At 56.8% G+C, this 11,456-nt stretch carries 11 protein-coding genes; 6 read left to right on the forward strand and 5 right to left on the reverse strand.

Annotated elements, in window-relative coordinates; translation table 11 throughout:
* Positions 1-49 precede the first annotated feature (49 nt).
* From ENN40_03725 to ENN40_03735, 3 genes are all read right to left on the reverse strand, one after another.
* Positions 50-2,110 carry a S9 family peptidase gene (locus ENN40_03725; protein HDP94453.1) on the reverse strand — a complete coding sequence of 687 codons (2,061 nt, stop codon included), beginning with the start codon at positions 2,108-2,110 and terminating at the stop codon, positions 50-52.
* A 229-nt stretch (positions 2,111-2,339) separates the two neighbouring features.
* Complete coding sequence (locus ENN40_03730) at positions 2,340-2,663, reverse strand: hypothetical protein (protein ID HDP94454.1); 324 nt, start codon at positions 2,661-2,663, stop codon at positions 2,340-2,342.
* Positions 2,660-3,331, reverse strand: a complete 672-nt coding sequence (locus tag ENN40_03735) for a hypothetical protein (protein ID HDP94455.1) — start codon at positions 3,329-3,331, stop codon at positions 2,660-2,662. Before ENN40_03735 ends, ENN40_03730 begins: the two co-directional genes overlap by 4 nt.
* Positions 3,332-3,576: 245 nt before the next feature.
* On the opposite strand from ENN40_03735, the gene ENN40_03740 reads away from it, so the two are divergent.
* The 4 genes from ENN40_03740 (at position 3,577) to ENN40_03755 (ending at position 6,569) form a co-directional block, all read left to right on the forward strand.
* Positions 3,577-4,059, forward strand: a complete 483-nt coding sequence (locus tag ENN40_03740; protein HDP94456.1) for a hypothetical protein — start codon at positions 3,577-3,579, stop codon at positions 4,057-4,059.
* Positions 4,060-4,177: 118 nt separating this feature from the next.
* On the forward strand, positions 4,178-4,945 hold the full coding sequence (locus tag ENN40_03745) for a hypothetical protein (protein ID HDP94457.1): 768 nt from the start codon (positions 4,178-4,180) through the stop codon (positions 4,943-4,945).
* A gap of 84 nt (positions 4,946-5,029) precedes the next feature.
* Positions 5,030-5,944, forward strand: coding sequence for a hypothetical protein (locus tag ENN40_03750; protein ID HDP94458.1), 915 nt, complete (start codon positions 5,030-5,032; stop codon positions 5,942-5,944).
* Positions 5,898-6,569 carry an FMN-binding protein gene (locus ENN40_03755; GenBank protein ID HDP94459.1) on the forward strand — a complete coding sequence of 224 codons (672 nt, stop codon included), beginning with the start codon at positions 5,898-5,900 and terminating at the stop codon, positions 6,567-6,569. Before ENN40_03750 ends, ENN40_03755 begins: the two co-directional genes overlap by 47 nt.
* Before the next feature lie 83 nt (positions 6,570-6,652).
* On the opposite strand, the gene menA is transcribed toward ENN40_03755, so the two are convergent.
* Positions 6,653-7,624, reverse strand: a complete 972-nt coding sequence (menA, locus tag ENN40_03760; GenBank protein ID HDP94460.1) for a 1,4-dihydroxy-2-naphthoate octaprenyltransferase — start codon at positions 7,622-7,624, stop codon at positions 6,653-6,655.
* A 15-nt stretch (positions 7,625-7,639) separates the two neighbouring features.
* Complete coding sequence (locus ENN40_03765; protein HDP94461.1) at positions 7,640-8,617, reverse strand: dihydroorotate dehydrogenase-like protein; 978 nt, start codon at positions 8,615-8,617, stop codon at positions 7,640-7,642.
* 207 nt (positions 8,618-8,824) lie between these two features.
* On the opposite strand from ENN40_03765, the gene ENN40_03770 reads away from it, so the two are divergent.
* Positions 8,825-10,849, forward strand: coding sequence for an oligopeptide transporter, OPT family (locus tag ENN40_03770; protein ID HDP94462.1), 2,025 nt, complete (start codon positions 8,825-8,827; stop codon positions 10,847-10,849).
* A 7-nt stretch (positions 10,850-10,856) separates the two neighbouring features.
* Positions 10,857-11,456 (forward strand): methyltransferase domain-containing protein (locus ENN40_03775; protein HDP94463.1); only part of this gene is annotated, 600 nt, incomplete at its 3' end.

Raw genomic sequence — 11,456 nt, forward strand, 5'->3', positions numbered from 1 at the left:
GAAAGAAAAGCGGGCCGGGCGCATGGCGCCCGGCCTTTTTTTTATCGAGTTAGTTGGGCCCGGTACCGATGAACTCTTGCAGCCACTCTTTCTTGGCGTGGTACCAGTGCAGGGAGTTGTGCAGCTTGAGTACCCAGTGGTTCTCGTCGGGGTAGTAGATGAACCGCGAACGCACGCCGCGGTTCTGCAGGGTGTGGAAGAGCTCGATGCCGTGATTCAGCGGTACGCGCCGGTCCAGCAGGCCGTGGATCACCAGGGTGGGGGTGTTGAAATTCGCGGCTCCGAAGTGGGGGGAAGATGTCTTGAAATGGGTGGCCTTCTTTTGCCAGAACGCGCCGAAACGCCGCTTCTCCGCGCCGTAATCGGCCGCGTATTGGGTGTACCAGTTGTACACCGCCGCGTGGGCCACCAAGGTCTTGAAAGGATGGTCCCGGCCCAGCAGTACGGAGGCCAGGTAGCCGCCGAAAGAGCCGCCGCCCGCGGCCATGCGCTCCGCGTCGATCCATTCTTTTTCCTGGAAGTACTCTGACGCTTTGATGGTGTCCTGGTAGGGCAGTTGCGACTGGTCGGGGTTGATGGAATCGGCGAATGCCTGGCCGAATCCGGAAGAGCCGTGGAAGTTGTGCCAGGCCGTGACATAACCCCAGCCGGAAAAGACCTGGGCGTTCCAGCGCCAGTGGAAACTGTCATATATGCCGTTGTGCGGACCGCCGTGGAGTAACAGGTAAAGGGGCCACTTTTTCGCGGGATCAAACCCGGGCGGGTAGATTACCCACATCTGGATCTCTTGATTGTTTGCGCCTTTGTACGTGACGCTCTCGTACCGTCCCCAATCGACGGTTTTCAGCACCTCGTCGTTGAAACCGGACAGCTTGAGCGGCGTGCCCTTGCGCGTGTCGATGCGCACCAGGGTGGGGGGTTCGGAAAACCCCTGGCGCAGGGCAATCAGTACGCGCCCTTTTGCATCCAGAGCCAATGAATCGAAAGAATGTTCCCGTGTGAGCGGCGTGGATTCTCCGTTCGGCAGGTCAACGCGGTAGACGCGATGGTGGCCCGCGTCGTCAATCGAAGCATAGGCCCGCTTGCCGTCGGGCGACCAGGCCAGGGTACCCACGGAGCGGTCCCAGTTGTTGGTGACCATTTTGTTGACGCCCGTTTCGCGGTCGTGCAATACCAGGCGGAGTGTGTCGCCGTAAAATCCGCGCACAAGTTGGCGCCGGAAGGCGAGCCACTTGCCGTCCGGGCTGTATTGGGGGCCGGTGTCTGAGGCCGGGTTGTCGGTAGTGATGTTTGTGGCGTCACCGCCCTTCGCCGGCACGGCAAAGATGTCGTAGTTGGATTCCACGCCGGTTGTGTCGATGTCGGCGGCGAAGGCGATCTCTTCGCCGTCCGGGGAGATGTCGTAGGATCCCTTTCCAGGGCCCGAACGGGAGAGCTGGTATCCCGTTTCCAGGGTCACGGGCGCGGGGTCGCCGCCTTCCAGGGCGATGGTGTAGATGTGGGCCTGGCGGTCGTCCAGCCAGTGATCCCAGTAAGAGATGGGCACCGTGTCCCAGGTTTTGGCCGATACCTTTGACTCCTTGTGCTCCTTGATGCGTTCGGCCATGGCATCCCAGTTGTCCAGGTCCGTCCACACGCGGCTGATAAAGGCCAGGCGCCGTGAATCGGGAAACCAGCGGGCCGCGAACGCGCCGGTGGGAAGATTGGTCAGGCGCCGGGCTTCGCCCCCGGACGTGGATATCACGTAGACCTGGGTGGCCTCGTCATCGCCCCGTTTGGATTCAAAGGCGATCCATTTGCCATCGGGACTCCATGTGGGAGAACTGTCGCTTGCCGCGTGCGTGGTCAGGGGCGTGGCTTTTCCCGGCGTGGTGGGCACCAGCCACAGGTCGGTGGACGCTTCGCCGTTTTTCGCATCATAAGTGGTAACCGGCACCACCGCCCGTTTGCCGTCCGGGGAGATGTCCGGGGCGCCCAGGCGCTGGATTTTCCACAGCGTTTCCGCGGTCAGGGGCTGTTTGTCCGCCTTTACCTCCGCCTGCAGACCCCATGCCAGCGACACAAACAACAACACCGCCACCATGATCACCACCATCCGCTTCGCCGTCATATCGCCTCCTCTTTCCGAAAGGCCCGCATGGAACCTCCCGCCCCTTTATCATACCCGACCCCCGCCTGGAAATTCAACTGTCCTGGGTGCCATTGAGTCGGTTCGTATTGGTAAGAGAAAGGGTATAGAGACGGGTTGCGTCTTTGTCGGTGGTTTCCAGGTAGGAGCAGGCTATGTCGGCAAAGTCGTAGAGGGAGCCGGATCCAACCGGGAGAGGTAGAGGGTCGATTTATTGTTTCCAGATCAGGTAGTAACCCACGGCAAAAAGTAAAGAAACGATGTTGCCGATGAAGAAGTAATCCGCCGTAATTTCCCGGGCGTCCTTGGTGAACCGGGAGCCCACTTTCAGCGCGGCGAATGCGATAACGCCTTGGGGTATCGCCATGACGAGGCACAGGAAAACAAACAGCCGCTCCAGTATGCCCTTGAGGCATTGCCGGTCCGGAGTCCAAGTGAGATTGCCCTGCAGTATGTAAATTATTAGTCTAAAAACCAGGTATGCCGCCGTTTCGCCGATCCAGAAGACAACCAGGAAGGACAATAGAGGGGTCATGACGATGCCTCGTCCGCAACAGACAGAATCAATTCACGAATCGCCAGGTACTCGTTGACCATCAGACTTTTTTCGCGGCGATGGGCGGAAGATTCGTCTTTTCTCAGGTGTTCGGCGACTTTGCGGTAATCCCTGTACTTCAGGAAGGCGGTCACCTCTTTCAGATCCTTTTTTTTCCAGCGGGCGCTCAATCCTTGATACACGAGGAACAGGCGGTTCAATCGAGCTTCAGTAACCTTATCCGGGGAAACGATGCGGATGCGTGCGTGCTTGAATATATTGTCTGGTTTTTGCCATGAACGGTGCTTTAAGGACGTCAATGTTTCCCTGGCTTTGGTCAGCCCATTTCCCAGCATGCCGTGGGCGGAATCGGTGTTGACCGGGGTATCTACCGCCCCGACTAAAATTACGTGCCGGAGTTTGAAAGGTTTCCCAGCTGTAACAATCTTTTCCTCCATTGAAATGAGTATCCTGATTGCCGAATGTAGCGAATGGGCTACCCCCTGGTATTCGTCACCCATGGTTATGGTCAACGGGGATAACAAATGTTCCCCTTCATCAGTGTTTACCGAGGACACCAACTGCTTGAAGTTTTTGATTAATTCGGATCCTTTACTTCTTCTGCTGTCAATAATATCAGCCATAAGGATATGACGGTCTGTCTTCATGGGTTGTCCTTAATATGATTATTGCATAAAAAGTGCAAAATGTCAGTAATTGTAAAAATATTGCAATTATTTAAATATTGCAGAAATAATGCAATAGACGAGGTTTTGCGAAATTCATGCAAAAAGCTGTTTGTTGCAGAAATTGATGTTCATAAATCTCGCCCATCGTCGTTGACTTCGCTTCTGGCTGGTGCTATAGAATCGGGGGACGGGGTCTGTAGACCCGGTCTCCTGCGGAGGGAAACATGAAAAGAACCGTGATTGCCGTCGCGCTCATCTGCCTGCTGGCGGGGTTGGCGCCCAAACCCGTTCAGGCGGAAACGGATGCCCAGTTGTTTGCCAGCCTTGGTCTCATGACCGATGATTCTTTTAAATTCAAGGATTTCCTGTGGCATTTGGGTCTCAACCTGGACTTCACCCTGAACGATTTCCTGATGCTCAGCCCTGAGATCAACCTGGTGACCCGCAATTTCAAGTTCAAAACCTTCCTGCTGGAACCGGCCGTGCTGCTCAACCTCAAGTTGGGCGACAGCTTCTTTTTTGGCGCCGGGGTTTCCAAGTTCATGGTGATTTCCGAAGGTGATTACTTCGGGTCCACCGACGTGGCGCTGAAGGCAAATATCGGATTTTTTGACGAACACTTCAAGATCCGCATCTACGTGATCACGCCTTTTGATGACCTGTTCAAAAACAGCTTGATCGGCCTGCAGGCGGGACTGAGTTTCTGAGACCTCCCGCACCACATTACATCTGGGCTTGATAATCACCTGAAGGTGGGCCTGAGGTGCCCTGAGAGAGGTTTTTAGGCATAATACCGGTGGAACGGTTTTCCAGTCGAGGTGTCGGATGCAGATTCCCGAACCGGGGCCGCGGGTGGCCCGGCACAACAGCGCGTTGCTGCGGCGCTGGGGACGGTGGTTTTTGTCACGCCGGGGTTGGAAGGTTCGGGGCAACCTGCCCGACCTTTCCCACATGATCCTGCTGGGGGTGCCGCATACTTCCAATTGGGACCTTTTGTATTGTCTGGCTTTTGAGTGCGCGTTGGGCTTCAAGGCCAATTGGGTGGGCAAGCAGTCCCTGTTTTTCTGGCCCCTGGGCCCGTTGATGCGCCGACTGGGAGGAGTGCCGGTTAATCGAAGGTTTCCCCGGCAAATGCCGTGGGATACGGTGGCGCACTTCCGTGAGCGAACCCATTTGATTCTGGCCATTGCGCCCGAAGGGACCCGCCGCAAGGTTGAAAAATGGAAGCAAGGTTTTCACCGCATCGCCCGGGCGACGGATGTACCGCTTGTTCCTATTTGTATGGATTTCGGAACCCGTGTCTTTGCCATCGGCCCGCCGTACATCGCCACGGAAAACGTAGAGGATGACATTCGTTCTCTGAAAAAGTTTTTGAAGATTTCACTTTCACCTTTAGACTATCGACTGTGTGTCTCCTGTCGCCTTTTTTTTCCCTTTCCGTGTATTCGGTGTGTTCCGTGGTTTGAAATTCTTCCCGATTCATGGGCGACCGGCCGGTCACTCAGCGGCAGATTCCAGAGGGTCAACAACAAGTCACCCCCCCGGACCCGAACCGGGTCGGTTGTGTGGGGATATTCATACCCATTGGGTTGAGAATCGGTTACTTTCCGGGCTTTTTAAGCGCGAAGTGCAAACAATGAGGATAAACAAATGAAAAGGATTGTAGGTAGTTTAGTGATGATAGGGTTATTGGTGTCTCTGCCCCTCGGCGCAGAGGACACGATCGGCTGTTCCAAAGGGATCGGTAAGGGCGTGATCTGGCCGCGTTTGACCTTGAAGGTCATGAATTTTACGGACAAGTGGTCCACCACGGCGGAGCGCATGGTCGCCATGAACAGTGAAGAGCGGGGACTGCAGGACGCTTCCTTCCGCCAGCTGGATTTCCGCCTGGGTTACGGTATCCTGCACAACCTGAATGTGGGAGTGAATCTCAAGTATACCTGGGGGGAGGCGGACAAAATCAACAACACGGGTCAATTCCTCAGCCTTAGCGAGAAGGACCTGACGCAGATCTGGCTTTCCGGGCAGTGGTTTTTTCTGGACAAACACAAGGCCGGCGGATTGCGGCACTTGAAACTGGGCCTGGGCGCCAGCTATGGATTCGCGGTGAATAACAAGGATGAAAACCTGCTGGTGGGGATCGGGCCCGGAGTCGACCAGTTCAAACTGGGCCCAATGTGGCATTTTGAAATTGGTTCCTCGGGAGTCGAGATTGCGGGTCACGCCCTCTACAATTGGAAGGGCACGGCCCGGGAAGTCAAGGGCTGGGGGCGCAGCGGTCACAACATCGCGGATACGCTGAATTACCAGCTCAAGCTTGAAGGCGCCCCTTTCCGTTTCCTGGGGTGCGGAGCCGGACTGACCGGCTGGTTCGGCGTGGAAGAGGATATGAGCCTGGTCAACCTGGACAATACCCTTAACCGGGGGTACAATCACGCGGTCATGCTTCATGCCGAGTTGTTCCCAATGGGTGACCAGTATGAAAAACGCAAGATCTACCTGATCGTAAACATCCCTTATGCCCAGCGTGCCATGAAAAGCGCGGATGTGGTTTGGACACTGGGATTCATGTGGACGTTTTACACCTTGTAGACCGAAAAATGTACATGATGATTCATCGAGAGGAAACGCAATGAAAACACATAAAACCGCGATGCTGGTCTTGTGCCTGTTCACGGCGGGGATTGTGCTGTCCGCGGCTGATGCGGATCCTCAGCGCCGCCGTAAGCAAAAACACTCCCATCACCAGAAATGCCGCCGCATTCTGAACCGGATCGTTGGCAGTCAAAAGGATTTCCAGCTCTATGAAGCCGATGGTTTCCGTTTCGCCATGGTAAGGCGGCAGGATGAATGTTTGGTGGGTCTGTTCACCGCGGATTACTCACAAGTTGAGGGTTACCGTGGAATCACCAATTGTCTGGTACTGCTGGATTTGAATGGCGTGGTGAAGGAAGTCAAAGTGGTTGAGTCGGAGGATACCCCGCCTTACGTGCAACGTTTGATTCGCATGGGTTTTCTGGAGCAACTGGTCGGATTAAAACCGGGGCAAACACCGGAAGTGGATGCCGTAAGCGGCGCGACCATCACCTGTGACGCCATTCGCGATTCGCTGGTCGAAACCCTCGTGGTTTTTAATAAAATTGCCCAGTGCGTGGATTTTTCGGCTCATGAGCCTCGTGGGCGGACGCCTGACTGCAAAGTGATCGCCATCGAGTAAAATTCTCTCTCGATTCAGGATGACTGGATTTCCTGGTTGGCAGGTAGGCCGTCTGATTCGGCGGGGCGCCCTTTCTAATTGTATTACGGTTGCAGCACCAGGTGGAACGCCAGGCCGGCGTTGAGCAGCAGGCCGAAAATCAGATTCAATCGTGCTGTGGCGCCGTCAAGTGCGATAAAGTCCATAGGGTTCATGGATGAGTGACGCCGCCGGGCGCGGACGAGCAGGTGCCGGGCAACAGGAAAGGCCGCCAGGGATGCCAGGCAGGTTGCCGGCAGGGGAGAAGGATGCGGGGCAACCCAGCGTGGTAACGTCACAAACAAGGGCACCAGCAGGAACGGTAAAATCAGCAGGATGTGGAAATAGATTGACGAACCGCGGTCACCCAGAATGATGGCCGGGGTAAGGATTCCTCCCCGGTAATCCGTGGGAGCGTCTCTCCAGTTGTTGGCATGGAGAATGGCCGCCACCAGCAGGCCCAGCGGCAAGGCGTAAATCACGGGTGGCCAGGCGGCGGAGCCGGTCTGCACCATCCAGGATCCCAGACTGCCCAGCAGACCGAAAGCGCAAAAGACCGCCACGTCTCCCAAACCCCGGTATTTCAAGGCCGGCGCTCCTCCCGGGGTGTATAAGACACCCAGGGTGACGCCGGTGGCACCCACGGCCAGCAGCCACCATGTGGTTTGCCAGGCCAGGAAAAAACCCAGAAGCGTGCCCATGCCAAAGAGAAGCGCGGCGCCGCGAATGGCTTGGCGAGGTGTCAGCAGGCGCCGGACCACGGCGCCGCTGCCCGGGGTAGGTTCCCGGTCCAGTCCGCGCCGGAAATCGGTTGCGTCATTGAGGATGTTGGCCCCGGACTGCAACAGCAGCATGGCGGCCAAAGACAGCAGCAAACGTCCCCAGTGCGGCGACCCGGCAGTCAGAACGGCGGCCAGCAGAGCTCCGAAAAGTACAGGCATGGTGGAAGCTGGAAAAGAAAAGGGGCGGGCGGCTACCCACCAGCGTGTGATAAACGCAGTGGTCGAGCCGGCGGCAAGGGGAATTTCCGCAGCCATTTTTCCGGCTGGGAATCAGTCTTCGGCGCCGGCGAAGTACTTCATGAATTGGGCGCGCTCGTAGAGTTGCGGGGCATCGATGCGTTTGCGGCTCAACCGGCCGATTATATCACGAAGCCGCGTCACGCCGGTCTCCTCCATCCACTGCCGGATTTCCGTCAGCATGGAAGCCACGACTTCCGGCCCCTGCTTGTAGATGGCCGATGCGATCTGCACGGCAGCAGCTCCGGCCAGGATGTTTTTGATTGCGGCGGCACCATCGTGAATGCCGGTTGTGGCAGCCAGGTCGCAGTGTACGCGGCCTGCCAGTAGTGCGATCCAGCGCAACACCATGGCGTTCTCGTGGGGACAACTGGTGACTTCTCCACTCGTCACCTGCATGGTTTTGAGGTCTATGTCCGGGCTGTAGAAGCGGTTGAACAAGACCAGGGCGGCCACATTGCGTACCGAGAGATTAAACGCGGTATTGGCCAGGCTGGAAAAATAGGGGCTGATCTTCAGGGCGACGGGAATGACTACCTGGGCCGTGACCTGGCTGACGATGTTGAAATATATCTCTTCAACGGCTTCACCGTCCTGTTGGGTGTCCGCGGGCAATACGAACAGATTGAGTTCCAGCGCATGGGCGCCGGCCTGTTCAATCTGACGCGCGTAGTCCGTCCACTCAGAAGCGGAAACGCAGTTGATGCTGGCAATGACGGGGATGTCGGTTTTTTCCCGGCAATCGCGGATGAGGCGCAGGTATTCTTCCAAGCTGTGGCGGCGGGTGTACTGGGTGATGTAATCCGCGGCTTCGGCGTGGCCCATCGAGCCTTCGTGCAGAGCGCCCGCTTCATTCAGGATCTGTTCTTCAAAAATGGATTTGAGTACGACCGCGGCCGCGCCGTGGTCCTCCAGGCGACGAATGCTGTCCAAGGAACCCGTAAAGCCACAACTGCCGATAATGATGGGGTTGCGCAACTCCAGTCCCATGTAACTTGTGGATACGTCCATGACACCCTCCAGAAAGGCGGTTTTACCCTCAAGATCCGCTTTGCATGGTAGCACAGGCCCGATTCGGGTGTCAACCGCAAGCTGGTGAAGGCCGTGATTTCCATTGATCGGTGACGTCTTGAATTAGCGTGGTTGGTGTGCTAGCCTCAATCTGAATTTCCGCCCTTTTTGGCGGTTGAGAGCGTTCCGAATCGGAGGTGGCCGAGCATGAGCCATGATCAACTCAGGGGGCAAGACCGTCCCACCGGCTTGCCGGAAAACGCCTATCGCAAACTGGAAGAAGGAGAAACGTACCGTCCCGTGGTTCCCGCTGACCGGCCGTTGCCGGAAGTAACTCCCTATTCCCTTTTCTGGGGCATGTTTTATGCTGTTTTGTTCTCGATGGCCGCGGCTTACCTTGGTCTGAAAATCGGCCAGGTGTTCGAGGCCGCCATTCCCATCGCCATCCTGGCTGTGGGGTTTTCGGTCATGACGGGGCGGCGCAACGCCTTGTCGGAAAACGTCATCATCCAGTCCATCGGCGCCAGTTCGGGACTGATCGTGGCCGGGGCCATCTTTACCATCCCCGGACTCTACATCCTGGGTCTGGAAGCCACGTTCATGCAGGTGTTTATGGCATCATTGCTGGGCGGGTTCATGGGCATTCTTTTCCTGATTCCCTTCCGCAAGTATTTCGTGGCGGATATGCACGGGGAATTCCCCTTTCCCGAAGCCACGGCGACCACCGAGGTGCTTGTGGCCGGGGAAGCGGGCGGGAACCAGGCGCGAATTCTGGTGAAAGCACTGTTCATCGGTGGTTTGTACGACTTCATGGTTTCCGGTTTGGGGTTCTGGAAAGAGATTGTCTCAACCCGTGTCTTCTCATGGGGCCGCAAACTGGCGGACTCCGTCAAATTGGAATTCAACGTCAATATCGGGGCCGCCGTAACCGGCCTGGGTTACATCATCGGCCTGAAATATTCCCTGATTATTGCCTGCGGGTCCTTTCTTTCCTGGTGGGTACTGGTGCCGGCCATCTACTACATCGGCCAGTTCAATCCTGTACCCATCCTGAACGCCGCCAAGCCCATATCCGATATGCTGCCGATCGAAATCTTTGGTGAATACGTACGCCATATCGGTATCGGCGGCATCGCCGCGGCCGGGATCATCGGCATTATCAAGTCCCGCGGCATCATCGTGGGAGCCTTTCGCCTGGCTGCCCGTGAAATCACCGGCCAAGGCATTGAACATGAGGGTAAGCGCCCGGAACGGCTGCAGCGCGACATGTCCATGAAATGGAATGTCATCCTGATTTTTGCCACCTTGATGGGCGTGTTCGCCTTTTTCCTGTTGGGAGTGGTGGAAGGCAACTGGTACCATGCCCTGGTGGGCCTGGCCATTGTGACCATTATCTCTTTCCTGTTTACCACGGTTTCCGCCCGGGCCATCGCCATTGTGGGCACGAACCCGGTCTCGGGAATGACGTTGATGACCCTGATCATCTCTTCGGTAATTTTGGTTTCCGTGGGCCTGAAAGGTGAACAGGGGATGTTGGCCGCGCTGTTGATCGGTGGCGTGGTTTGTACCGCCCTTGCCATGGCCGGTGGCTTTATCACCGATTTAAAGATCGGCTACTGGCTTGGCACAACTCCGGTCACCCAGCAGCGTTACAAGTTTCTGGGTACCCTGCTTTCCGCGGCCGCGGTCGGTTTGGTGATTTTGATGCTCTACAAGACATATGGATTCGGTCCGGGTGGACTGGAAGCGCCCCAGGCTTCGGCCATGGCGGCGGTACTCAAGCCCTTGATGACCGGCCAACCGGCTCCCTGGCTGCTCTACCTGGCGGGAATCATGCTGGCCATTGTGTTGGAGTTTATCGGTGTTCCGCCGCTGGCCTTCGCCCTGGGGATGTACCTGCCGCTTTACCTCAATACACCCCTGCTGGCCGGAGGCCTGATCGCGCATTTTGTTTCCCGCAGCAGCAGTGACAAAAAACTACAGACCGCGCGCAAGGAGCGGGGGACCCTGATTGCATCCGGATTCATTGCCGGCGGGGCCATCATGGGAGTGGTGGCCGCGGCCATTATCTATTTCGGCCAACTGGTATTCGGCGAAGGATGGTCCATGATCCGCTCCCTGGGGACCGAGCACTGGCAGGAATCATTCGGCGGCGAGGCCCTGGGATTTGTCATGTTCCTACTGCTGCTGGGTTACCTGTACTGGGATTCGCGGCGCGCCCGGGTGGAATAATCCGCATTTGACAACCGCACCGGACCTGAGTGACTCGCGGCCGCGGGGACTGTTTGGCCGCATGGCGGATCATTACGATCGTTTCAACCACCTGTCCAGCCTGGGTTTGGATGCCTGGTGGCGGTATCGCTCACTGCGGGGACTTCGCTTAAGCGGCCGCATCCTGGACCTGGGCAGCGGCGGCGGGCAGATGTCTGAGGGCCTGACAAAACATCGGGCTTTCTGCGTTGGTGTAGATCCGAGTTACGCCATGCTGGCCAGAGGGAAAAGGCTTGGAAGGGCTTTCCTGCCCGTCCAGGCACAGGGAGAAGCCCTGCCGTTTCGCGATAATACCTGGGACGGGGTGATTTCAGGATTTGTTATGCGCAACCTGGAAAACCTGGAAAAAACCATCCGGGAATGCCACAGAACCCTGCGTCCGGGGGGGATCCTCATGATATTGGATTTCTTTCCCCCCCGTTCCCGACTGTTGCGGGCTTTTTTCCGTATCTACCTGGGCAGGATCGTTCCGTGGGTCTATGGCAAAGTCACCGGGTTGGGCCGGGACGCGGCGTGGTTGAATCGATCTATTGATGAATTCATGTCGGTTTCAGAGTTTCGGAAATTG

This window comes from Candidatus Aminicenantes bacterium, from assembly GCA_011049425.1.
Lineage (GTDB): Bacteria > Acidobacteriota > Aminicenantia > UBA2199 > UBA2199 > UBA876.